This window comes from Ruegeria sp. AP12, assembly GCF_056540025.1.
The window spans coordinates 46,364-70,259 of the sequence record NZ_JBQFVZ010000007.1 but is presented as its reverse complement, the minus strand read 5'-3'; the positions used below and the strand labels follow the sequence as shown (position 1 = coordinate 70,259).

Here is a 23,896-nt window from a genome sequence, read left to right as displayed (position 1 = left end):
CGCCGGGCCCAACGGGAGGAGGGCATTTTGAATGCCCGTACGACAGGCGGGAGGCCTTAGCCCTGTTTCTGGATCTCCACCGAATGCGGATAGGGGATCGACACGCCCTTGGCGTCGAAGGCTTCCTTGATCGTCTTGGTCAGTTCGAACTTCACATCCCAGTAATCTGCCGCCGCGCACCACAGGCGCGCCGTCAGGTCTACCGAGCTGTCACCCAGATTGGTCACACGCACCCAGGGTTCCGGATCCTTGTGAATGCGCTCATCCGCGTTCGCAACGTCCAGAATGATCTTCATCGCCTCATCGGCGCTGTCACCATAATCAATCCCAAAGACCAGATCGACGCGACGCGTGTCATGAGCCGAGTAATTGGTGATCACAGACCCCCAGGCCTGCCCGTTTGGCACAATGATCTGCACATTGTCCGGCGTCACCAGCTCGGTCGTGAACAGGTTCAGGTCTTTGACCGTCCCGGCTGTTCCGCCAATATCCACGTATTGGCCCAGCTTATAGGGCCGGAACACCACCAGCATCACGCCTGCGGCCAGATCGCTGAGTGTCCCTTGCAGCGCCAGACCAATCGCCAGCGATGCAGCACCCAGAATGGCGACGATGCTTGTGGCTTCGATCCCGAAAATCCCCAGCACAGCCACCAGGACCATCGCCAGAATGGCCCATTTGACCAGGCTGGCCATGAAATTGCCAAGCGTCGGGTCAATATGCGGGGTCGCGTTGATCCGACGCCGTACGACGCCAGCGATCATACCCGCAACAATCCAACCGATGATCAGAACGATCAGTGCCTTCACCGCGTTCATGATCACAGGCGCAAATGCACCCACCTGTGTTACGACCTCATCCACGCGCTTCTCCTTTGTCCAACAAGAAACCCGCGTCTTATGCGCGGGATTGGCCAAATTGTGAGGCAAAACCGCGTTTTGGTCTAGGTGCGAGTTGCGCGGGATTTCCCCGTTGTTCACCAGCAAACAGGCGCTGACCAGCTTTGCACACTGGCAGGGGCTTTCAAGATCGCGCTGTGCTGCCTAGGTTTGACGATATCCAAAACAGGAGCCCCCTCAATGCTGGATGCCGAAACACACCCGATCATGACCCGTTGGCCTGCGCAGTTCCCTGACAGAATCCAACTCTATTCCTTTCCCACACCAAATGGCGTCAAGGCGTCGATCATGCTGGAAGAAACCGGCCTGCCGTATGAGGCGCACAAGGTCACTCTGGCCGATGCCGACGTGAAAAGCCCCGCGTTCCTGTCGCTGAACCCCAACAACAAGATCCCTGCGATCATCGACCCCAACGGCCCCGATGGCGAACCTTTAGGTCTGTTCGAAAGCGGCGCGATCCTGCTGTATCTGGCCGAGAAAACCGGCCAGTTCATCGGACAAACCGCAGCGGACAAGCATCGCGTCACCCAATGGCTGATGTTCCAGATGGGCGGCATCGGCCCGATGTTTGGACAGCTTGGATATTTCTACAAATTTGCTGGCAGCGAGATCGAAGACCCCCGCCCGCGCGAGCGTTATGTGAACGAAGCCAAGCGCCTGCTGAATGTGCTGAACACGCAGCTGGACGGGCAGGACTGGATTGCCGGTGAGTACTCGATTGCCGATATCGCCATCGCACCCTGGCTGCGCGGGTTGGATTTCTATGGCGCCAAAGACCTGCTGGGATGGGATGACCACGCCCATCTTGCGCCCTACCTGGATCGGTTTCTGGACCGACCTGCGGTGCAAAAAGGACTGGTTACGCCTGCCCGTGACTAAGTGAACGCAACTGGTGGATGCCCGTCGCAGGCTTCCACCAGTTGTTTCACCTTAGCCCGGCAGCTTGCCGGTCAGGACATAGCGCAGGATCTCCACCACCTGTCGGGGGTCTTCCGCAACCGCCAGGGCGGCGGCATCGACCTCTTTCAGGGCATGTTGGTGATCGGGGCCGTGCAGCACGATCAGTGACTTGCCCAGCGCGGCGGCATAGCCCGCGTCAAAGGCCGCGTTCCACTGTTTGTACTTGTCGCCAAACCGCACCACGACCACATCGGCATCCGCGATGCCCTTACGGGTGCGGATGGCGTTGACCATTGCGCCCTTATGGTCGTGCCAATACTTGTTCGGCTCGGCCCCAAGGATGGCGACCCCGCAATCATCGCTGGCGGCATGATCGGTGACCGGGCTGTTGAACGTGACATCCAGCCCCTGCGCCCCTTCAATGATTTGCTCACGCCAATCGGTGTGGATTTCTCCGGAAAGATAGACATTCAGGCCCATGGGTGCCTCCTTTGATTTCTTGCTGCGACCCTAGTTCGAAAGGGCGCGCAACCCAAGGGGTCGCTCAGAACGACAAGCGCCAGAATACCGGCTGATCGTTCCGAGCCACCTTGCGGGCCGCACTGCGTTGCTTGCTGCCCAAAAAGGGCGGCGTTTCGCGCGTCGGTTCGAACCCGAAACTGCGGGGCAGTTTGGTGTAGATCGACCGCGGCGGCATCCGGCCCCAGGTGATCGCCTTCAGCTTTGCGCCCGGACCGGGCTGATGCATCCAGACGGTGCGCACGGCAAATTCCTCGCGCAGCAGCATCAGAACCGCCAGCATCATCACCTCAGCCCAGATTTTCGCGTATTTCCGCCGCAGCGCCTGCTCATATTCCGAGGTCAGCCGCAATTCGCGCGAGCGTGGCGCGCGGTTTTCCAACCGTTGCCGCGCATGGCCGACAAAGCGCAACCAGTCCGATTGAACCTCTTCAATCAGGCAATGGCCGCTGGTCAGATCGACGTCCAGACGGCACCAGGCAAGGGTCGGACGACCTTCGGTACGGACCGGGTGCCAGCAGCTTTGATATGCACCAACAGCGCAGCGCTGTTCGTATTTCCAAAGCAGCGCGGCATGTTCGGTCGGGAACCCCAACTGCACGACAAGGTTATGCGCCTTGCGGGTTGTTTGCTCGCCAGACCAGCAGTCGAAGCTGAGGCAGAAATCCATCCACTGGGATTGATAGGCAACCTCCAGCCCCGACAGCGCAGCCGGGCTCAGCCCGTCAAACCGCATCGCACGTTCCGCGTGGGCCACCGCCAACACATCATGCCGCCGCAGGACACCACCGCACTGCGCCACCATCGGTTGCAACAGCGGGCGCGACAGCAAACGGGACAGTCCCGATTGTTTCAGGATCGAGACCGGGGTCTCGGCATCCATGGCCTGACCTAGCAACCAAGGGCTCTGCCGGTCAGGGTAATAAGGAAAGGGCATCTCTTGCGGCAAAATCTGCCGGATCATCGAGATGTCTTGGCGTTTCATGACAGCTCTCCAACGGGAAACACACCCGCCGAAGACCCGGCGGGCTATCAGATATGAGGTATCGCTTGCGCGGGGCTGGGATCTGGCATCTGGCAGACTCCGAAGTTTGATTGCGTCAGGGGGCCGGATGTAGGGGCCGAGGGTGATTCTGCTCAACCCTTTGTTTCGAAGCGCTTTCAGGTGTTGCTGTTTCGCCACAACAAAAAAGCGCGCCGGGTGGCGCGCTTTTGTCGGATCATGTCGGGGGCGATCAGCCGCGCAGAACGCCGCCTGTGGCCTTGGTGACCTTGGCGATGATCTTTTCAGCCACCGCTTCGATGTCTTTCTCCTTCAGCGTCGCATCCGTCGGCTGCAAACGCACGGTGATGGCCAGCGATTTCTTGCCCTCACCCACACTGCCGCCAATGAACTCGTCAAAGACGCGCACATCCTCGATCAGCGCCTTGTCCGCTCCGGCTGCTGCGTTCACCAGCGTCAGCGCCTCGACACCTTCATCCACGACAAAGGCAAAGTCCCGCTCGACCGCCTGCAGGTCACGCAGTTCCAGCGCGGCCCGGGTGGCACCGGATTTGCGCGGCAAGGGCACCTCGTCCGGCCAGATGGTAAAGGCCATCGCCGGGCCCTTGATGTCCATCGCCTGCAACACGCGCGGGTGCAGTTCACCAAAGACGCCCAGCACCTTTTTCGGCCCCAGACAGATTTTGCCATGACGGCCCGGATGCCACCAGGCATCACCGTCACGCAGAACCTGCACTTTGGCGGGCGCGCCGATGGCGGCCAGCACCGCCTCGGCATCCGCCTTGGCGTCGAACACATCAACTGGACGGGATGCGCCGTGTACGTCCTTCGGCCCGCTACGACCGACCAGCAGGCCCGTGATCTGGGTTTTCTGATCGCCGGGCTCGCCGTCATGGAAAACCGGGCCAACCTCGAACAGCGCCACATCTGCATAACCACGTGCCTGATTGCGGGCGGCGGCCTGCAACAGACCGGGCAGCAGATCGGGGCGCATATGGCTCATCTCGGACGAGATCGGGTTTTCCAACTGCGTCGCATCATCGCCACCACCAAACAGAGCCGCCGAGGCCTGATCGATGAAGGTGTACGAGACGCATTCGTTATAGCCCAGCGCCGCGCAAGTCCGCCGTGCCATCGACTGGCGACGCTGCGCCGGGGTCATCACCGGCTTGGGTATACCATCCGTCACGCGCGGCAGCGGTTTGCCCTGCAGCTTGGTCAGGGATGCAATCCGCGCGACCTCTTCGACCAGATCGGCCTCGCCCATGATATCAGGCCGCCAGCTTGGCACATGCGCCATCTCGCCCTCAAGACGGAAGCCCAAACGGGTCAGGGTCTGGCGCTGCTCGCTCTCGGCGATGTCCATCCCGACCAGAGACTGCACCCGCGCCGCATCCAGCTTGTAGGCCCGCGCGTGGTTCGGCGCTTTGCCCGCCTGAACCACGTTCGACGCCTCGCCCCCGCAGATATCCAGAATCATCTGCGTCGCGTGTTCCAAGCCTTCCAGCGTGTATTCCGGGTCTACCCCACGTTCGAACCGATAGCGCGCATCCGAGTTGATCTTGAGCGCCCGCCCGGTCAGAGCGATCTGCACGTGATCCCAGAACGCGCTTTCCAGAAAGACGTTCACGGTCTCTTCGGTACAGCCGGTTTCCTCGCCGCCCATGATACCGGCAATCGATTCCGGGCCCTTGTCGTCCGAAATCACCATCATGCCGGGTTGCAGCGTGTATTCTTTCTCATCCAGCGCCACCAGCTTTTCGCCGCCTTTGGCGCGATGGACCCGCAGGTTACCCTGCACCTTGTCCGCGTCGAACACGTGCAGCGGTCGGTTGTGGTCGAAGGTCATGTAGTTGGTGATATCCACCAGGGCCGAGATCGGACGCAGCCCGATTGCCTTCAACTGATCCTGCAACCACTGCGGGCTGGGGCCGTTCTTGACGCCCCGGATCAGACGCCCGGTGAAATGCGGCGCACCATCCAGCGTGTCATCATCAATCGTCACCTTGATCGGGCTGTCGAAATCGCCGGGCACCGGCGTGTAGTCCCGCTGTTTCAGTGTCCCGATCCCACGCGCGGCCAGATCGCGGGCAATCCCCTCGACCCCCAGCGCATCGGGGCGGTTCGGCGTGATCGCGATCTCGATCATCGGATCGACCTTGGACGGCTCATTCTCGGCCAGCCAGTCGACGAACCGATCACCAACCGCGCCCGAGGGCAGTTCGATGATGCCGTCGTGCTCGTCCGACAGCTCCAGCTCACGTTCCGAGGCCATCATGCCAAAGCTCTCGACACCACGGATCTTGCCGACGCTGATGGTCAGGTCCAGACCGGGGATATACATGCCCGGTTTGCAGACCACGACGGTGATGCCTTCGCGCGCGTTCGGGGCACCGCAGATGATCTGCAACTCACCCTCATCCGTGTCCACCTTGCAGACGCGCAGCTTGTCGGCGTCGGGGTGCTTCTCGGCATGTTTCACATAGCCCAGCGTAAAGCCCGCCAGCCGATCCGCCGGGTTCACGATCTCTTCGACCTCAAGGCCAAGATCGGTCAGCGCCTCGGCGATCTCATCAACCGAAGCGTCAGTGTCGAGGTGGTCTTTCAGCCAGGACAGAGTGAATTTCATTGCTCAGGGCCTTTTTTGGCAGATATCCAGTCGGCACAGGCAATGGCAAAGAATGCGCCGGGGTGCAAGCGCTGCGCGTCACGGATAGCTGGGGGTGCGGCCCAAAAGCTCATCCAACTGCCGCCCGATCCAACCATGCGGGATGAAATGCCCGCCCGGATGGGTGTCCAGCACCACATGGCCTTTCGCGCAATCGGTCCATTCCACCCGGCTGAGCGTCAGGATCGGCACCACGCTCCAATCCCCGGCCGGGGTCGCTCCGTTGCAGTTGTACTTTTCCCGCCACAGGGCCACAGGATAGGTGGCGTCGCCGCCCGGCCCAAAGGGGAAATCCATCACCGTGTCACCCGTCCCATGCACATGGCGCACCTGGCGCGGGGCTTGCGGGCAGTGCTCGGTCTGGCGGATGGTTCCGGCCACGCCCAGCAGCGCCGCGATGTCGTCACCCGACTCGCAAGCAAACCGCCACGCCATCGCACCGCCAAAGGAATAGCCCGAGACATAGATGCGCTCGGGATCAATCGGATAGCGTTTGGCGACGTCCTGTAGCACCCGGTCAGCAAAGGGTACGTCGTCGGTGTCCGAAGTCCAGAAATCCCAGCTTTTGCCCAGCCCATTCGGCGCGACCAGCAACACGCCGCGCAGCTTCGTGGCCCCGGCGATGCGTTCATGGTTCACCACCACGGTCCCCTGCCGCGCCCAGCCGTGGAAATGCAGCAGCACTGGCAGAGGCGTTTCGCCATCCCAACCCTCGGGTTCCAGCACATGGTATGAGCGGTCGCCGACCTGACAGGCAATATCGCCGTGGCATGTATCCACAGCTGCGGCTTGGGTGGCGGTCAGCAACAGAAGGCAGAGCAGTCGATGTATCATGCGCCCGACCCTACCCGGCCCGCGCGCCGTGTCACGTCACAACCGCGTGGGACAGTGTAACAAGCCGCGCCATCGCCAGACCGCGGGATGGCGATCCTCGGGCTGTGGTGGGCACTTTACGCTGGCCAAATCCGTGTGTGGTTCAAACGGAGTGCCTGCGGAGACAAATCGCCAGCCCGTGCGGGCGGTCTGGCGATGGCGCGGCGGCCTATCGGCCTTTGCTCCGCGCTAGTTCGCTGATTTCGCACTCCAGCTATTCATCAGAGCGACTTGCTTGAGCCGTTTGGAACTCAATTATTGCAGTTCTGGTTTCAGTGGCAGCAAAAATCATGAGACATATGACAAAGCCCACTAGTACAATTGTCACCGCCTTTTCCCTCGTGCGGAACAATCGCCCTTCTTTCAGTTCAGGTTCTCCCCAAACGATGATTATCCGGCTCAACGTGAAGAAGATGTTAAACGTCAAGCCAACCGAGAGGATGGTCAACAAGAAAACCAACAGCCAGCTTGATGAAACGCTCTCAATATAGCTCAAACCACCAAGGAGCATAGACCAGCTCGTCCAATGAAACAGCTTCGGAACCGCCTGAGAAACTGTTTGATCTAACGTATCACCCCAATCGGCTTCGGTTTTCTTAGCGCTCAGATTGACTACAAATCTCTCCGAACTCAACGCGACAAACCACCATGCAGGTTCGGCATATCCAGCGCTGCAAACCCATAGTGCCGCAACCAGCGCAGATCGCTGTCAAAGAATGCCCGCAAATCCGGAATGCCGTATTTCAGCATCGCCAGACGGTCGATCCCGATGCCGAACGCAAAGCCCTGATAGGCCTCGGGATCGATCCCACCGGCGGCGATCACCTTGGGGTGGACCATGCCGGAACCCAGAATCTCCATCCAGTCGTCGCCCTCGCCGATCTTCAGCTGGCCGTTGTCCCAGGAACAGCGGATATCGACCTCGGCCGACGGCTCGGTGAAGGGGAAATGCGAGGCGCGGAAGCGCAACTCGACATCGTCGACCTCGAAGAAGGCTTTCACGAACTCTTCCAGAACCCATTTCAGGTTCGCCATCGAGATGTCTTTATCAATCGCCAGCCCCTCGACCTGATGGAACATCGGCGTGTGGGTCTGGTCATAGTCGGCGCGGTAGACGCCGCCCGGGCAGATCACGCGGATCGGTGCGCCCTGTTTCTCCATCGAGCGGATCTGCACCGGCGAGGTATGGGTGCGCAACACATGCGGCGGGCGGTTGTCGCCCTCGGCACGGTGCATATAGAACGTGTCCATCTCGGCCCGCGCGGGGTGGTGGCCGGGGATGTTCAGGGCGTCGAAATTGTACCAGTCGGTCTCGATCCGCGGCCCTTCGGCCACCGAGAAACCCAGTTCGGCAAAGATCGCGGTCAGTTCCTCGGTCGCCTGGCTGATCGGGTGGATCGAGCCCTGACGGCGCGCGCGGGTCGGCAGGGTGACGTCCAGCCATTCGGTGCGCAGACGCTCATCCAGCGCGGCATCGGCCAAAGCGGCTTTCTTGGCGGAGAGTGCCGAGTTGATCTCATCCTTCAGCGCATTCAGCGCGGGGCCTGCAACCTGACGTTCTTCGGGGGTCATCTTGCCCAATTCGCGCATCTTCAGCGCGACCTCGCCCTTTTTGCCGACGGCGGCGACGCGGATCGACTCGAGCGTGTTCTCGTCGCCCGCTTCGGCGATCTGACCCAGATATTTTGCCTTGAGATCGTCCATGACGCTTCCTGACCTTGGCCCCTGACTGCTGTTCAGGCTCTGCTATCACAGCGGACCGTGAAAGCAAGAGGGGCCGGGCAATCAGGCGCAGCGCAGCAAAGCGGTGGTTCTGTCCTGCCGCACCGGGCGCGCGGTCTCGCCATAGGTTTCGGGGCAGTCGCGCAGGTTGGGGAACAGGGTCAGGATCTCATCCGTGGCGTCACTGCCCAGACCATCCAACCCCTCTTGCCCGGGAAAGAAGCTTTCGGACACCAGACCGCTGGTGATCACCAATTGGTGGCGGTCGAACATCATATGGATGTAGCGCACGATATCGCAGGGCGCGGCGGTCACGGTCGCGCCATTGACCAGCGCCTTGGCGGGAACCAGCACCTCATGCTCGCCAAACAGAAGCTGAGCTTGCCAGCCGGTGATCAGAACCTGGTGCTGGGGTGAAATCAGAACGTCATCCTGGGCCCCCAGTGTTCCGGCGCTGATCCGGATCGGGGCAAAGCGGCCGCGCCCGGACACCGTGCTGCCCCCGATCCAGCTGATCGGAAGCGGGCCGTTATCAACGGTGTTCACCAGATCCCCGGCTTCAAGCGTTTCGATACGGCGGGGCCCGTGTGGCGTATCCACCAACGTGCCCGCCGTGAAACAGGCGGCACCACTGTCACCGGGCGAAACATCGGCGTGAACCAGCGTGTTCGGGTTGGGCTAGTTGAACTGCAGGGATGTGGTGGTCGAGCCGGGACCCGTCAGAACAACCAGATTTTCGGACGTCGCCCCCGCAGCCAGCCCATCGATTGCGGTGATATTCTGAGTGCCGCCGCCGATGTCATAGAAGTCGATGACCTCATTGGTACTTGTGTTGGTCAATGCGACCGCTTCGAAGATCGTATCGTTCACCGGAACAGGCGCATCGGGGTCGGTCAGCAGGAAGGTGAAGTTATCTGCCGAGATGACAAAGACCTGCTCATTGTTGTCCGGGTCGGTGGTCACTACGACGCCGGGATCGGTCAGCGCGATCTCTAACCCGACGGTGCCGTCGCTGTTGTAAAGCGAAACGGTGAAATCTGCCGAATCTTCCGACGCGCCCAGCGCAACTTCGACAAACTCATTCACGCCGGAGGAAACGACAAACGGGTCGGCGTAGTGCAATTCGCTGATGCGGGGCATTCAGGGCATCCTTTGGGGAAAGGTCGTCGCAATTACTAGGACGCTTGTATTCACGAACGATGAACGCCTTCAATCCACAGGCGATCACAATTTGCGTTACCACACGGCAGCTTACGACGCGCACGCCACCTCACCAAAGGGGTAAGGTGGGCTGCTCGGCGTGTTAGGTCGGTGTCAGTAGCTGTACTGCGGGAACACCCGCGTCAGATCGCCGTTCCAGTCGCCGTTATAGTGATCCAGCAATTCATCTGCCGGAACCTTGCCGGTTTCGATACTGTCTTTCAGCGCATTCAGGAAATGGGTTTCGTCCGGCACCAGACCGCCTGCGCCGGGGAAGGCGCGGGATTTCAGCCCGGATTCCGAGATCGCCACGACCTCGCGCGCCAGATCGTGCATGTTGATGTTGCCGACCCGCGCTTGCAGCCCGTCCTTGGCGGCCTCAACACGCAGCGCTTCGCGGGTTTCGGCATCCCAGCCCTTGACCAGATCCCAGGCTGCATCCAGCGCGCCCTGATCGTAGGTCAGGCCAACCCAAAAGGCGGGTAGCGCACAAAGCCTGCGCCACGGGCCGCCATCAGCGCCGCGCATCTCCATGAATTTCTTGATCCGCGCTTCGGGGAAGGCGGTGGTCAGATGGTCGGCCCAATCGGACAGGGTCGGTGTTTCGCCCGGCAATGCGGGCAGCTTGCCTTTCAGGAAGTCACGGAAGGACATGCCTAGAGCATTCACATACTGACCGTCGCGATAGACAAAATACATCGGCACATCGAGCGCATATTGCACGTAGCGCTCGAACCCGAACCCGTCTTCAAACACGAAGGGCAACATGCCCGTGCGCGCATCATCGAGATGCCGCCAGATATAGCTGCGCCAGCTTTTCTGGCCGTTGGGCTTGCCCTCGAAGAACGGAGAGTTGGCGAACAGCGCCGTTGCCACTGGCTGCAACGCCAGCGCCACGCGCAGTTTTTGCACCATGTCGGCTTCGGACCCGAAGTCGATATTGACCTGAACGGTGCAGGTGCGCCGCATCATGGCGCGGCCCATGGTACCGACCTTCTCCATATAGTCGTTCATCAGCCGATAGCGGCCCTTGGGCATCAGCGGCATTTCCTCGTGGGTCCAGATCGGGGCTGCGCCCAGACCGATGAAGCCCACGCCGATCTCGTCAGCGATGTCCTTTACCTCGCGCAGGTGGGTGTTCACCTCGTCGCAGGTCTCGTGGATCGTTTCCAGCGGTGCCCCCGACAGCTCCAGCGCGCCACCGGGTTCGAGGCTGACATTCGCCCCGTCTTTCTCCAGACCGATCAGCTTGCCGCCTTCGCGCACTTCGGCCCAGCCGTGCCGATCCCGCAGACCTTCCAGCACCGCCACGATAGACCGAGTGCCTTCGAATGGCAGCGGTTTCAGGGTGTCCTTGCAATAGCCGAACTTTTCATGCTCGGTGCCGATGCGCCAATCCTGCTTGGGCTTGCAGCCCGATTCCAGGTATTCGGCCAATTGCTCATGACGTTCGATCGGTCCGCCGCCGGACTGGGGGATGGACATGAATCGCGCTCCGATCCTGATGTGTCTGTCTGGTTGGTCAGTCGTGGGGGCAAACCGCGCCGGTGTCAATGCAGCCTGAGATGCGCGGGCCGTAAGGGGGTGCGTTCCCAGATCACCACCGGATGGCTCGCGCCACCGTTCAACTCCGCCAGCATTTGTTCGGTTTTCAATCCCGGCAGGGCCGAGAAGACATCGAACAGCGCCTCGGCCCCTTCGGCATTCACAGGAATGTGAAGCAGAGGTTGGCCCGGTTGTTCCAGCACCCAATGCGCCGGGGTCGAGGTCGGGTCGAGCGCCAGCCGCTCGATCTCGCGCGTGGCGACCATGCCGCCGTCCAGCGGGCCAAAGTAGTTAATCTGACCTTCGTCGACGGTGACAACACCCTGCCCGCCCGACCCGGTCCGGAACCGCCCGCGCTGCACCCCGATCACCGCCAGCGCCACTGCGACGGCCACAAGCACCCAGCCGAGCCAACCCAGCAATCCACCGGGCCCACTGATCCAACTGAGGCCGAGGATCAGGACAAACACAGCCACCAACACTTCGCGCCAGCGCCACAGGGCCTGCTTTGCTTCGGGTCGGATAAAGCTCATTTCAGGGCCTCTTGTGGATTTTCTAACAGGGCGATCCGGTACCATCCGACTTGCTGAAACCCCATCGCCTCATAGGCGCGTGCAGCGGGTGGGTTATTGGCAAACAGGATGGCCGTGTTCGCGCCCTCGGTCTTTGCCTTTTGCAGCAGGGCTGTTGTGACCCTGCGCCCGAGGCCGCGATTTCTGTTCTCGCGCGGTACAAACACGCCGCCCACCTGAACCTGATCGTGGACGGATGCGTTGATGGCAGCCATGGCAACCGGAGCGTCGCCTTCCAGCATGACAATCGCTCGGCCCGATTGAATATCGGTGGTGATCCGGTCGGGGGCCATATCCAACGCTTCTTGCCCTTTGGCCTGACCGGTATCCTCAAAATAATCCGCAAACCAAGGGGTCAGCAGCGGCCGATCAGCCTCTGACAGGCCGCGAAAGGGAATCTGCGCTTTGGGTACTTCGTGCAGATCAAGGCGGTACAAGGGTTCATCATGGTGCAGACGATAGTCCGCCTGTCCGAACCCCAGCGCGTTCAATGTTACCGCAACCTGCGGTGCGGCCCCTGTCATGCCCAACACGGTTTGACCTGCGATCTGACCCGCAAAGGCCCGCGCGGCTTGCGGCGAACAATCGGGCAGTTGCGCCATCAGGTACCCCTTTTTGGTCAGGCCGAACACGCCCTGGATGTGATCCGCCCCCCAAATGAAAAACCGGGTGGAGTGGTCGTTGTCTCCCAGTCCAACCCCATGCGCTGCCAGATTGCTGCGCAGAAACATGGATGTGTCAGGATATTCGGCCAAAAACGCCTCAATGGCCGGAGCGTCGGGTGAAGCAGCCTCGCGGATCACGCCCAATCCCCCAACGCCTGCTGCCACATTGTCAGCGCCGCCACCGCCGCCGTATCGGCCCGCAGGATACGGGGGCCAAGGCTGACCACATGCGCAAAGGGCAGCGCCGCCAGACGCGCGCGTTCCTTGTCCGAGAATCCGCCCTCGGGACCCACCAGAATGGCCCATGGCTGACCCTTTTCGTTGGCCGCCAACCGCAGGGCCGAGCCCACCTCGGCCTCATTACAGAACATCAACTGACGCCCCTCGGGCCACGCGTCCAGTACACGATCCAGTCGCTGCAGATCGGCGACCTCGGGCACAAACGTGCCGCCGCATTGCTCGGCTGCCTCAACCGCATGGGCCTGCAAACGGTCCTGTCGGATGCGTTCGGAATTTGTGAACTCGGTCTGCACGGGCACAATCCGCGCCGCGCCCATTTCCGCTGCTTTTTCAACGATGAAATCCGTGCGGGCCTTTTTGATCGGCGCAAACAGAAACCACAGATCGGGCGGCAATTGCAGCGGTTTGGTCTGCCGCTGACAGGTCAGAACACCACCGCGCTTTCCGGCCTCGGCAACCTCAGCCAGCCATTCACCGTCCTTGCCATTGAACAGGGCCACAGGGCCGCCAACCGACAGGCGCATGACGCCGAACAGGTAATGCGCCTGCTCGCGCGTCAATTCAACCGATTGCCCCTGACCCAAGGGCTGCTCTACATACAGTCTGATCTTCGCACTCATGAGACCTTACATATGCAAGGCAATGCCCCAACACCAGATGGTCAGGTCGCCGATGCCGTAACCGGCAACTGGGTCGACACCTATGCCCCCGCCTTCGCGCGCCCCTACCTGCGCCTCAGCCGTGCCGACCGGCCCATCGGAACATGGCTTTTGCTGATTCCCTGTTGGTGGGGTCTGACGCTGGCCATCCTGCATGACGGGCAAGCGCGGTTGGAGGATCTGTGGATCGCCATCGGATGCGCGCTGGGTGCGTTCCTGATGCGCGGGGCGGGGTGCACCTGGAACGACATCACCGACCGAGAGTTCGACGCGCAAGTCGAACGCACGCGGTCGCGCCCCCTGCCCGCAGGTCAAGTCACGGTGCGGCAGGCGATGGGCTGGATGATCCTGCAATGCCTGTTGGCGTTGGGCATCCTGCTCAGCTTCAATCAGGCGGCAATTGCGATGGGAGTGCTGTCGCTGCTGCCGGTGGCGATCTACCCGTTTGCCAAGCGCTTTACATGGTGGCCGCAGGTGTTTCTGGGGCTGGCCTTCAACTGGGGCGCGCTGCTGGCCTGGGCTGCGCATACCGGATCAGTGGGTTGGCCCGCGATCACCCTGTATCTGGCGGGCATCGCATGGACGTTGTTTTATGACACCATCTACGCCCATCAGGACGCCGAGGATGACGAACTGGTCGGCATTAAATCCACCGCGCGCCTGTTCGGGACCGATACGGCAAAATGGCTCAAGTATTTTCTGGCCGCCACCGTTTCGCTGATGGGGCTGGCGATCATCGACGCGCTGGTTCCCGGCGGGTCGATTCTGGTGCTGGTTATCGCCCTTGGCGGTCCATGGGCGATGGGCTGGCACATGATGTGGCAATTGCGCGGCCTGGATCTGGAAAACAATGCCAAACTGCTGCAATTGTTCCAGTCGAACCGGGACACCGGCCTTATTCCGCTGATCTTCCTCTGCGTCGCGCTGATGCTCTGATTGCACCTGCGGGCCGGGGTCTGTAAGAGTCCGCCCAAACGCCTGAGGAGTCACTAGCCCGCACATGCGTCTGCCGTATTTTCTGTCCGTGTCCCTGATCTTTCTTGTATCCGCAGGGGTGTCACTGCTGGCAGCCGGTTTTGCCGTCACCAAGATCGAGGAAAGCTCGGAATTTGCTGTGCGGCGAGCCCTGGACCTGAAGGGCCATGACTGGGCCGAAGTCCAGTCAGACGGGCTGCGCGTGGTGCTGACCGGCATCGCACCGGACGAGGCCACACGGTTCAATGCCCTGACCGCTGCGGGAACCGAGGTCGATACCTCGCGCGTCATCGACGAGATGGAGGTCACCGCCACCACCGCGCTGGCCGCGCCGCGCTTTTCGGTCGAGATTCTGCGCAATGACAGCGGCATCTCGGTCATTGGCCTGTTCCCGGCCAGCGAAAGCCGCGATGACCTTGTCGACAGGCTTAGCGATCTGGATCGCGCGGCCCCTGTTGCGGATCTGATGGAAACTGCCGACTACCCGAAACCCGATGGCTGGGATGAGGCGATTGCTTATGCGGTCAGCGCCCTGTCGCGCCTGCCGCGTGCAAAGATCTCGGCAAGTCCGGGACTGGTGAAAGTAACCGCCATCGCCGACAGTCAGGCCGAGAAAGAACAGCTGGAACAGGACCTGACCCGCGCCGCGCCGCCCAGCCTGCGCATCGGCCTGTCGATCTCGGCCCCGCGCCCGGTTATCACGCCTTTCACCCTGCGTTACCTGATCGGCGCGGATGGTGGCCAGTTTGACGCCTGCTCGGCCCAGGATGAAGAGGCGCGGGATCAGATCATTGCCGCCGCGCAGCAGGCCGGTCTGAGCACGACGTATACCTGCACCATCGGTCTGGGTGTGCCGTCGCCCCGTTGGGCAGACGCGGCAACCCTTGGCATCAAGGCGCTGGCCGAGATTGGGCAGGGATCGATCACCCTGTCCGATGCAGATATCACCCTGATTGCCGCGCAAGGAACCAATCCCGCCCTGTTCGACCGTGTGGTGGGCGAACTGGAAAACGCCCTGCCCGAGGTCTTCGCCCTGCACGCCGTACTGCCCGAGCCCGAGGACGAAGAACCCACAGGTCCGATTGAGTTTTCAGCCACGCGCAGCCCCGAAGGACTGGTGCAATTGCGCGGGCGCGTAGGCGATGAAACCCTGCGGGACATGGCCGACAGCTATGCTCGCGCTGCCTTTGGGTCGGAACAGGTTTATACAGCCACCCGCGTCGTCACTGATCTGCCCGCAGACTGGCCTGTCCGTGTTCTGGCGGGGCTTGAGGCGCTGTCCCTTCTGCAAAACGGCGCTTTGACCGTGACACCGGAATCAGTGGACCTGAGCGGCAACAGCCATGACGAAGACGCCAAGGCCCGCATCGCCGGGATGTTGTCCGAGAAATTGGGCGAAGCGCAGGATTTCACCCTGTCCATCACCTATGTACCGCCGCCGGAACCCGAGGACGCTCTGCCCGATCCCGAGCTGTGCGAGGAACGGATTGCCGAGGTACAGAAAGCCAGCAAAATTGCGTTCGAGCCCGGCTCGGCAACAATCGCAGCGGACTCGCGCGATACGGTGAACCAGATCGCCGATATCCTGCGCGAATGCGGCCCGATCCGGTTGGAAATCCAGGGCCATACCGACAGTCAGGGCCGCGAAGAGATGAACCAGCAACTCAGCCAGGCGCGTGCGCAATCCATCCTGAACGAATTGCGCGGGCGGCGGATTCCGACCTCAAGCTATACCGCCATCGGGTATGGGGAAACGCAGCCCATCGCCGACAATGACAGCGAAGCGGGCCGCGAGGAAAACCGCCGGATCGAGTTCCGCCTGATCCGTCCGGAACCGGTCGAAAACACCGAAACCGGGCTTGAAGCGCTGGAAACCGGCGCGACCGAGCCGGACCAGACCGACACGACCGCACCGGATGCGGATGCAGAGGATCAATAGAGTGAACAGAACCGAATTCATCATCGCCACCGCCGTCATCCTGTTCGCGGCCTTCTGCATGGGCTGGTTCGCCAACTGGCTGGCCCACCGCCTGTCCCGCGTGCGCCAAAGCGACGTGGCCGATCTGGACCGGATGAGCCAGGAATTGCACGAGGCCGAAGAAACCCGCGATCAGGCGATCACCTACCTGCAACAGCGCGAAGCCGAACTGACCAACCAGCTGACCCAGACCGAAGCGGAACTCGCCGCCGCCATGGACGGCCTGCGCGCCGCCCGGCAAGAGGCCGAAGAACTGCGCGGACGCATCAACAACGCGGACTAGGATATTCCTCAGAATTGAGACCTTCGCGCTTGCAAGCTGTTGACCGTCACATGAACCTGACCGAACCGTTATAGTTGCATCACTAACAAGGTGAGTGTTCGACTTCAGAGATGTGCGCCAGTCAAACATCCTTGGAGCAAAGAGATTAGGCGCATAAGTATTGATCAGTACGACGCACTTTAGAAAATGTCGTCGGTGAGCCCACTTTATCGGATGCTGCGGACTGCACGAATGTCCGCACCGTGGGCCGTGGCCAAAAACGTGTCAAAATCAAAAGAGCTTTTGCCAAGGTTTTAGGCGCAATGTTTATCAATGAATCCTGCGATATCAACGGCAGTGGCAAAAACGACCGCTATTGGCGGATAGGGTCTGTAAGGGGGCGGTTGTCCAGATGCTTGCCAGTTCAACCGCCTTTGCTTGCGTCGGAAATCCGCGTCACATTCGACGACGATTGCATCCCTTGTTTCCATTGGCTCGGCGGGAGGCCTGTTTCTCGCAGGAACTCACGATTGAAGTTCGACTTTGTGTTGAACCCGCTATCGAACATCGCGTCGGTGACAGTCGCGCCGCCCTCGATCAACTTGCAGGCATGGCGAACGCGCCAAGTATTTACGTAGCGAGAGACATTGGCACCAGTCGCGCGATTGACTGCCCTGGAAAGACGCTTTTCGGGCAGCTGAAGGCGACGTGCCAGCCGCGACAAGGTGAGATTTGGATCAAGATGCATAGGCTCTCGTTTCAAGAAAGCCTCAAGCGCTTGCAAAATTTCGATGTCTTCTTTGCTCGTTTCTCTGGGCTGCGGCGCTGGCTCGGCTGAAGTTTCACCAGCCACACCAGATGCGGAGGGGCTACCACTAAGCAACCCCAGAAGCACGAGCACCAGGGACGAAGAGAAAGTGATCAACCATCCGGCCCAGTGTTCGTTGCCCGTTATGAATGCTACGGCGATGAACACATCGCTGATGGCCGAAGCAATCAGCGCCCACCCCAAGGCCTGCCAAATAACCTTTGGAACAGGCCCGGCGTCCAACCGGGCAAGGGGCATGTCTCCGGAGCTGCGCAACAGATGGAGGATCGCAACACCATAGCCCGCAAAGATGAGCGGCACGACGATGTCCGTCGTCTCAGGCGCGAAGATACGACAGAACAGTGTGAATGCTGGTGCTATACCGTGCAGAGTTGATTGGCGAAGCGATACCCGGCTGATCAGGGCATCCTGCAATGTGATCAACGCAAGCGGCGGGATGACCGTGGCACTGACCGGCAGAACGGGTCGGAGCCAAGCGACATCATATCCGATGACCATCGCGACCAGAAACGATTGCATTGCGCAGGCGGCAAGAAAAGCGATCAGTAGCGGCCTGCCCTCTGACAGAAGAGTGCGGACCGCAAGATAGGCGAGAACGATGGCGGCAAAGGCGGGGATCGGGAGCATGGGCATGTCGCGACTATTGTCCAGAATCCCGATTGTGACGACCTGAATCCCGAAAACAGGACGCGATAGTCCGCATTTGTCCGCAAATCCAAAGGCATGCGTTCGAAAACGGAGGTTCCTATGAAACGCTTTGCTTTTCTTGCCATGCTCGCACTGCCCCACGCAGGCCCTGTCGCGGCGGATATGCTACCCGGCTACGACCGGTTCGATCTGACAGCCGACCACCGCGCCCGGCCGATAGCCGCCTCGATCTGGTATCCGGCGGCGAACCCCACCTATCGCGCCCCCGTCGGAGATGGCCCGATCTTTGACCCGACATTCGCGTTCATCGGCCCTGCCATCGCGGAGGGTGAGCACCCGCTTGTCCTTTTGTCCCATGGTTCAGGCGGGAATGCCGATAGCCTGGGATGGCTGACAAGCGGTCTTGTGGCGAACGGAGCGATGGTTTTGGCTGTGAACCATCCAGGCTCAACAAGCGGAGACAGCTCTCCGCGCCGGTCGGTTGATCTGGAAGCGCGTGCAAATGATCTGACCGCCGCACTCGACATGATCCTCGCCGATCCAGCTTTTGCGCCTTTCGTCAATCCGGATCAGATCGGCGTCGTCGGATTTTCCCTGGGCGGGGCAACCGCTCTCGGGTTGGCCGGTGTCCGCTTCGATGGTGCGGCTCAAGACACAAACTGTAGTGCGAGTCCGGAGGCCGCCGATTGTGTGTTCTTCCGCCGGGGCGGTGTGCGTTTCGCTGACTATCCCGGTTTTGACGCGGATGCGCGCGATCCGCGTATCTCACGAGCCGTGATTGTCGACCCCGGCTTCGGCGGTGGTGTTGATCCAGAGTCGCTTCAGGACGCTTTGGCAGGCATTACTCTCATCAACCTGGGTGACGTAGACCGGCTCGGAGCTGCTGACGTAGGACCGGATGGCAATGCCCTTGCGAACAGATTGCCTGATGCTTCCTATGTTGAGATTGCTCCGGCGAACCACTTCACCTTCCTCGGCACGTGCAAACCTCGTGCTGCCGCGTTGCTTGAAGAGGAACAGGACGACCCGATCTGCACGGACCCGGAAGGCACGGACCGCGCCACTGTGCACGTGCAACTCATCGGGGCAATTGCGTCCGGACTTGGCCTCTAGAGGAGTCCCGTCCAATCCATTCATAAGAGCTCCGCCTGCTGCCAATGATGCGGGAGGCGGAACTCACTGCGAAAACTCCCTCCTTCTGCCATTTCCCGAATTTTGTAAGCAGCCATTAGCGCGGGTGCCGCGAATTGGAGCTTCGTCCACACAGCCGACGCTGGATCAGCAATGCACGGTGTTCGGGCCAATGCTGCGTGTCGGGGCAAGCTGCTTTGATCCAGAAAACTCGCATCAAGACTCAGAGAGTTGCGACGTTCCATCCCAACGGGTCAGCGCGTCTTCGTCCTCATCCTTGGCGGCAACCCATTCCGCGCCGGAGTTGGTGATTTCCTTCTTCCAGAACGGCGCGCGGGATTTGAGGTAGTCCATCAGAAACTCGGCCGCCTCGAACGCATCCTTGCGGTGCCGCGCAGCGGTCGCCACCATCATGATGCGATCGCCCGGAGCCAGCCGCCCGTGGCGGTGAATAACCAGCACGTCGCCCAATGACCAGCGCGCGCGCGCCTCTTCCGCGATCTTGGTCAGGGCGCGTTCGGTCATGCCCGGATAATGCTCGATTTCCATTACATCCAGATCGCCCGAGGCCAGATCGCGCACCACCCCAGTAAAGGTCACAATGGCGCCGTTGGCGTCGTCACCGGCAGCAAAAGCATTGGCCTCGGCCCCCAGATCAAATGGCGCTTCCTGAACCGCGATACGCATCTCAGCCACCGGTCATGGGCGGGAAAAACGCCACCTCGCGCACCCCGGCCAAGGGGGCATCGAAGTCGGACAATTCCTGATCCAGCGCCACGCGCAGGGCCGAGATGTCGGCAAAGGCGGCGGCATAGCGATCTTCGCGTGCGCTAAGCTCGGCGACCAGCTCGGACACGGTCGCAGCCTCGGTCTCGACCTTTTCTTTCGGCAGGCCGATGCGTTCGCGCACCCAGGCGAAATACAGCACGTCCATCGCTTAGCTCTCCTTCAGATGGGGCATGGCTTTACGTAGGTAGTCGTAGCCGGTGATCAATGTCAGAGTCGCGGCGATCCACAGCAGCCACAACCCGATCTGGCCCGACCAATACATGCCCTCTAACGTCCAGGCGATGTTGTTTACATCCTCGATCTGGCCGGTCAAAACCTGATCGATGGTCGGCGCGTCCATGCCAAACGTTGCCATCACAAAGTAGTGTTCAAAGATCCCCTGCGAAAACAGAATTGCAATGGCGAACATCTGCGCCGTGGTCTTCCATTTCGCCAGCTTTGTTACCTTGAGCGTCCCGGCAACATCCCCCAGATATTCGCGCAGGCCCGAGACAAAGACCTCACGAAACAGGATCACGGTGGCGGGCAGCACCAGCCACGGGGTCCAGTGCTCGGTCGAGTATCCCACAAGGATCATCAGCGCGATCACCACCATGGCCTTGTCGGCAATCGGGTCCAGCATCGCTCCGATCTTGGTTTCCTGCTTCCACGCGCGGGCCAGATAGCCATCGAACCAGTCCGTGATCGCCGCCGACATGAACAGGATCAGGGCAAACCAGTCTGCGTAGGGGCGAGTGAAATACAGAAACATCACGGCCAGACCGGGTGCGGCCAGCAGGCGCAGCAGGGTCAGAATATTGGGCAAGTTCCACTTCATGCGCAGACCCTACATCGCCGGGTCAGGACAGAAAAGACGAACGCGCAAAAAACTGCACCAATCACAGGCGGTTGTTCAAAGCGACACGGGCTCGGTGCGGGGCTGCATTGCCTCTTGGCCCCAGGTCGGAATGGCGTCAGATTGCGGGTGACTTGGCCAAGGGCGACATATGACCCCGAATATTCAAACCGATGCGCGTGCGAACCTGACGGGCAGCGCGTGGATGATCGGCGCGATGGCGTGTTTCGCGCTAGAGGACGCGCTGTTGAAGGCTGCCGCCCTGACGCTGCCGATCTGGCAGATTCTGGTCCTGTTCGGTGCGGGCGGCGTGGTGATTTTTGCCAGTGTCGCGTTTGCGCGTGGCACACGGTTATGGCAGCCCGACGTGCTGTCGCCCGCGATGAAAATCCGCGCCGTGTTCGAGATTCTGGGACGCCTGTTCTACATACTGGCCTTCACGCTGACCCCCTTGTCCTCGGCCACCGTGGTCCTGCAGGCCACCCCGCTGGTCGTCGTCGCCTGCGCCGCGCTGTTGTTTGGCGAAACCGTCGGCTGGCGACGGTGGAGCGCCATTCTCGTCGGTTTGCTCGGCGTTGTGATCATCATCCAACCAACCGGCGAGAGTTTCACGCTGCTGTCTCTGCTGGCTGTGTTTGGCATGTTGGGATTTGCCGGGCGCGATCTGGCCAGCCGTGCGGCCCCGGCCAGTCTGGGCACCGAAGTTCTGGGCTTTTATGGCTTTGCCTGCGTGATCATCGCCGGGTTTGCCTATAGCTTTTGGGAACAGGCCCCGGTCGCCGCGCTGAATTTGAACACAAGCCTGCACGTTGCCGGAGCCGTGGGTTTCGGAACAATCGCCTACGCATCGCTGATGAAAGCCATGCGCACCGGAGAGGTCGCAGCCGTCACGCCGTTCCGCTATTCCCGCCTGCTGTTCGGTGTGGCGTTGGGCGTGGTGATGTTCGGAGAACGTCTGGACCAGACCATGTGGATCGGTTCCGCACTGATCGTCGCCTCGGGGCTGTATATCCTGTGGCGCGGGCGGCGGACTTAGCCCTTGTCGTGGAAGAAATCGTAAACCTTCTGCGCCAACCCGGCTGAGATCCCCTCGACCGCTTTCAGATCCGCCAGATTGGCCCGGCTGACCGCCTTGGCGCTGCCGAAATGCGCCAGCAGGGCGCGTTTGCGCGCCGCGCCCACGCCGGGGATTTCATCCAGCGGGGTCGCGCCCACGGCCTTGGCCCGTTTCGCACGGTGGGTGCCGATGGCGAACCGGTGCGCCTCATCCCGCAAACGCTGGATGAAATACAGCACCGGGTCGTTGCGTTTCAGCGCAAAGGGGCGCTGGCCGATGCGGTGAAATTCTTCCTTGCCGTGGTCACGGTCGATACCTTTGGCAACGCCGACCATGGGGATATCCTCGACGCCATGTTCCACCATGATCTCATGCACCGCACTCACCTGCCCCGCGCCGCCGTCGATCAGCAACAGATCGGGCCATAACCCTTTGTCGCGGTCGGGGTCTTCCTTTTGCAGGCGGGTGAAACGGCGGGTCAGAACCTCTTTCATCATGCCAAAGTCATCGCCCGGCGTCAGGTCATCGCCCCGAATGTTGAACTTTCGATAGGCGTTTTTCATGAACCCCTCAGGGCCAGCCACGATCATGCCGCCGACCGCGTTGGTGCCCTGAATATGAGAGTTGTCGTAAACCTCGATCCGCGCAGGAGGCCCGTCCAGATCAAACGCCTCAGCCACGCCGCGCAACAGCTTGGCCTGCGTGGCGCTTTCCGACATGCGCCGGGCCAGAGATTCCCGCGCGTTGCGCAGGGCTCCCGCGACCAGTTCCTGCTTCTCACCGCGTTGGGGCACGAGGATTTCCACCTTGCGGCCTGCTTTCTCGGTCAGCGCCTGCTGCATCAGATCGGCGTTTTCGATCCCATCCGACAGGATCAACTGCCGGGGCGGTTCCTTGTTGTCGTAAAACTGGCCAAGGAAAGCCTCCATCACCTCGGCCGGGGACACATCGGCCCCCACGCGCGGATAGAAATCCTTGTTGCCCCAGTTCTGGTTGGCCCGGATGAAGAACACCTGCACACAGGCCTGCCCGCTGTCCATATAGAGGCCGATCACATCCGCCTCGGCCACGCCGCGCGGGTTGATGCCCTGAGACGTCTGCACCTGCGTCAGCGCCCGGATACGGTCGCGCAGACCGGCGGCGCGTTCGAACTCCATCGCCTCGGACGCGGCCATCATCTGTTCTGCCAGTTCCTCCTGCACCTTGGTCGAACGGCCCGACAGGAAGCGTTCCGCATCCCTGACGCTTTCGCGGTAATCGTCTTCGGAAATCAGCCCAACGCAAGGCCCCGAGCACCGCTTGATCTGATACAGCAGACAGGGCCGCGTGCGGCTGTCGAACATGGAATCCGAGCAGTTGCGCAGCAGGAATGCCTTTTGCAGCTGGTTCAGCGTCCGGTTCACTGCGCCTGCACTGGCAAACGGCCCGAAATAGGCACCCTTTTCCTTTTTTGCCCCGCGATGTTTCTTGATCTGCGGAAAGGCATGATCCTTGGCGACCAGAATATTCGGGAAACTTTTGTCATCCCGCAGCAGCACGTTGTACTTGGGCTTGAGCTGCTTGATCAGGTTCTGTTCCAGCAGCAGAGCCTCAGTCTCGGTCCGTGTGGTCAGGAACATCATCGAGGCGGTCGCGGCGATCATCTTCTCGATCCGCCCCGAATGCCCGGGGCGCGTGTAATTCGACACCCGCGCCTTGAGATTCCGCGCCTTGCCCACATACAGAACCCGACTATCCCCATCCAGCATCCGATACACACCCGGAGAGCTGTCCAGCGTTTTCACGTAACGCTGAATACAGGCATAGCCGGTTGGCTGAGTGTCCGAAGTTGATTCGCTGTGGGAGGTCATGGCCCTGAGATATGATTCCCTGACAATGGCTGCAATCTTGCGCGTCTCAGTTCAAGAGAAAACAAATCCACGGTTTC

At 60.9% G+C, this 23,896-nt stretch carries 24 protein-coding genes; 6 read left to right on the top strand and 18 right to left on the bottom strand.

The annotated features are described in order from the left end of the window. Positions 1–56: 56 nt before the first annotated feature. Positions 57–863, bottom strand: coding sequence for a mechanosensitive ion channel domain-containing protein (locus tag ACR0E6_RS17235; RefSeq protein ID WP_170453208.1), 807 nt, complete (start codon positions 861–863; stop codon positions 57–59). 216 nt (positions 864–1,079) lie between these two features. Here ACR0E6_RS17235 and ACR0E6_RS17230 point away from each other — a divergent pair, with 216 nt between their 5' ends. Continuing rightward, on the top strand, positions 1,080–1,778 hold the full coding sequence (locus tag ACR0E6_RS17230) for a glutathione S-transferase N-terminal domain-containing protein (protein ID WP_170633392.1): 699 nt from the start codon (positions 1,080–1,082) through the stop codon (positions 1,776–1,778). Positions 1,779–1,829: 51 nt separating this feature from the next. Here ACR0E6_RS17230 and ACR0E6_RS17225 read toward each other — a convergent pair whose 3' ends face one another. The 12 genes from ACR0E6_RS17225 to ACR0E6_RS17170 form a co-directional block, all read right to left on the bottom strand. Further along, on the bottom strand, positions 1,830–2,279 hold the full coding sequence (locus ACR0E6_RS17225; RefSeq protein WP_170453210.1) for a YtoQ family protein: 450 nt from the start codon (positions 2,277–2,279) through the stop codon (positions 1,830–1,832). A 64-nt stretch (positions 2,280–2,343) separates the two neighbouring features. Then, the gene (locus ACR0E6_RS17220) at positions 2,344–3,303 is read right to left on the bottom strand and encodes a hypothetical protein (RefSeq protein WP_480585530.1); all 960 of its coding nucleotides are present in this window, start codon (positions 3,301–3,303) and stop codon (positions 2,344–2,346) included. A 250-nt stretch (positions 3,304–3,553) separates the two neighbouring features. Continuing rightward, positions 3,554–5,950 carry a phenylalanine--tRNA ligase subunit beta gene (gene pheT, locus ACR0E6_RS17215; RefSeq protein ID WP_480585527.1) on the bottom strand — a complete coding sequence of 799 codons (2,397 nt, stop codon included), beginning with the start codon at positions 5,948–5,950 and terminating at the stop codon, positions 3,554–3,556. A 78-nt stretch (positions 5,951–6,028) separates the two neighbouring features. Beyond that, complete coding sequence (locus tag ACR0E6_RS17210) at positions 6,029–6,823, bottom strand: CE1 family esterase (RefSeq protein ID WP_480585524.1); 795 nt, start codon at positions 6,821–6,823, stop codon at positions 6,029–6,031. Between the two features lie 253 nt (positions 6,824–7,076). Further along, entirely contained in the window at positions 7,077–7,496 is a 420-nt protein-coding gene (locus ACR0E6_RS17205; protein ID WP_480585521.1) for a hypothetical protein, read from the bottom strand. Further along, positions 7,493–8,566, bottom strand: coding sequence for a phenylalanine--tRNA ligase subunit alpha (gene pheS / locus ACR0E6_RS17200; protein WP_480585518.1), 1,074 nt, complete (start codon positions 8,564–8,566; stop codon positions 7,493–7,495). Before pheS ends, ACR0E6_RS17205 begins: the two co-directional genes overlap by 4 nt. Before the next feature lie 81 nt (positions 8,567–8,647). After that, a complete protein-coding gene (locus tag ACR0E6_RS17195; protein WP_480585797.1) occupies positions 8,648–9,247 on the bottom strand; it encodes a Hint domain-containing protein in 600 nt (199 codons plus the stop codon). Between the two features lie 15 nt (positions 9,248–9,262). Beyond that, positions 9,263–9,724 carry a hypothetical protein gene (locus ACR0E6_RS17190; RefSeq protein WP_480585515.1) on the bottom strand — a complete coding sequence of 154 codons (462 nt, stop codon included), beginning with the start codon at positions 9,722–9,724 and terminating at the stop codon, positions 9,263–9,265. A gap of 174 nt (positions 9,725–9,898) precedes the next feature. Next, positions 9,899–11,269 (bottom strand): glutamate--cysteine ligase, encoded by a 1,371-nt coding sequence (locus tag ACR0E6_RS17185; protein ID WP_480585513.1) that lies wholly within the window; start codon positions 11,267–11,269, stop codon positions 9,899–9,901. A gap of 65 nt (positions 11,270–11,334) precedes the next feature. Next, positions 11,335–11,862 (bottom strand): hypothetical protein, encoded by a 528-nt coding sequence (locus tag ACR0E6_RS17180; protein WP_170453218.1) that lies wholly within the window; start codon positions 11,860–11,862, stop codon positions 11,335–11,337. Continuing rightward, the gene (locus ACR0E6_RS17175) at positions 11,859–12,731 is read right to left on the bottom strand and encodes a GNAT family N-acetyltransferase (RefSeq protein ID WP_170453219.1); all 873 of its coding nucleotides are present in this window, start codon (positions 12,729–12,731) and stop codon (positions 11,859–11,861) included. The genes ACR0E6_RS17180 and ACR0E6_RS17175 overlap by 4 nt, the downstream gene beginning before the upstream one ends. After that, positions 12,701–13,426 carry a 16S rRNA (uracil(1498)-N(3))-methyltransferase gene (locus ACR0E6_RS17170; RefSeq protein WP_170737329.1) on the bottom strand — a complete coding sequence of 242 codons (726 nt, stop codon included), beginning with the start codon at positions 13,424–13,426 and terminating at the stop codon, positions 12,701–12,703. The genes ACR0E6_RS17175 and ACR0E6_RS17170 overlap by 31 nt, the downstream gene beginning before the upstream one ends. Positions 13,427–13,438: 12 nt before the next feature. On the opposite strand from ACR0E6_RS17170, the gene ubiA reads away from it, so the two are divergent. The 3 genes from ubiA (at position 13,439) to ACR0E6_RS17155 (ending at position 16,701) form a co-directional block, all read left to right on the top strand. Next, complete coding sequence (gene ubiA / locus ACR0E6_RS17165) at positions 13,439–14,401, top strand: 4-hydroxybenzoate octaprenyltransferase (RefSeq protein WP_480585509.1); 963 nt, start codon at positions 13,439–13,441, stop codon at positions 14,399–14,401. A 64-nt stretch (positions 14,402–14,465) separates the two neighbouring features. Next, the gene (locus tag ACR0E6_RS17160; protein ID WP_480585506.1) at positions 14,466–16,379 is read left to right on the top strand and encodes an OmpA family protein; all 1,914 of its coding nucleotides are present in this window, start codon (positions 14,466–14,468) and stop codon (positions 16,377–16,379) included. A 1-nt stretch (position 16,380) separates the two neighbouring features. Beyond that, positions 16,381–16,701: a prefoldin domain-containing protein gene (locus ACR0E6_RS17155; protein WP_170453223.1), complete on the top strand. Its 321-nt coding sequence runs from the start codon at positions 16,381–16,383 to the stop codon at positions 16,699–16,701. 403 nt (positions 16,702–17,104) lie between these two features. Here ACR0E6_RS17155 and ACR0E6_RS17150 read toward each other — a convergent pair whose 3' ends face one another. Further along, entirely contained in the window at positions 17,105–18,136 is a 1,032-nt protein-coding gene (locus ACR0E6_RS17150; protein ID WP_480585503.1) for a helix-turn-helix domain-containing protein, read from the bottom strand. Positions 18,137–18,256: 120 nt separating this feature from the next. On the opposite strand from ACR0E6_RS17150, the gene ACR0E6_RS17145 reads away from it, so the two are divergent. After that, positions 18,257–19,270 (top strand): alpha/beta hydrolase family protein, encoded by a 1,014-nt coding sequence (locus ACR0E6_RS17145; RefSeq protein ID WP_480585500.1) that lies wholly within the window; start codon positions 18,257–18,259, stop codon positions 19,268–19,270. 234 nt (positions 19,271–19,504) lie between these two features. Here the strand turns inward: ACR0E6_RS17145 and ACR0E6_RS17140 are convergent, their stop codons facing one another. From ACR0E6_RS17140 to pgsA, 3 genes are read right to left on the bottom strand one after another with little or no spacing between them, the layout of a single operon-like run. Next, entirely contained in the window at positions 19,505–19,975 is a 471-nt protein-coding gene (locus tag ACR0E6_RS17140; protein WP_170624137.1) for a molybdopterin synthase catalytic subunit, read from the bottom strand. Position 19,976: 1 nt separating this feature from the next. Then, positions 19,977–20,222, bottom strand: coding sequence for a molybdopterin converting factor subunit 1 (gene moaD / locus ACR0E6_RS17135; protein ID WP_170453226.1), 246 nt, complete (start codon positions 20,220–20,222; stop codon positions 19,977–19,979). A 3-nt stretch (positions 20,223–20,225) separates the two neighbouring features. After that, on the bottom strand, positions 20,226–20,894 hold the full coding sequence (gene pgsA, locus ACR0E6_RS17130) for a CDP-diacylglycerol--glycerol-3-phosphate 3-phosphatidyltransferase (RefSeq protein ID WP_170453227.1): 669 nt from the start codon (positions 20,892–20,894) through the stop codon (positions 20,226–20,228). 169 nt (positions 20,895–21,063) lie between these two features. Here pgsA and ACR0E6_RS17125 point away from each other — a divergent pair, with 169 nt between their 5' ends. Further along, positions 21,064–21,948: a DMT family transporter gene (locus ACR0E6_RS17125; protein WP_480585498.1), complete on the top strand. Its 885-nt coding sequence runs from the start codon at positions 21,064–21,066 to the stop codon at positions 21,946–21,948. Here ACR0E6_RS17125 and uvrC read toward each other — a convergent pair. Beyond that, positions 21,945–23,819 (bottom strand): excinuclease ABC subunit UvrC, encoded by a 1,875-nt coding sequence (gene uvrC, locus ACR0E6_RS17120; protein WP_480585495.1) that lies wholly within the window; start codon positions 23,817–23,819, stop codon positions 21,945–21,947. The two genes, ACR0E6_RS17125 and uvrC, sit on opposite strands and share 4 nt — an antisense overlap. Positions 23,820–23,896: the final 77 nt, after the last annotated feature.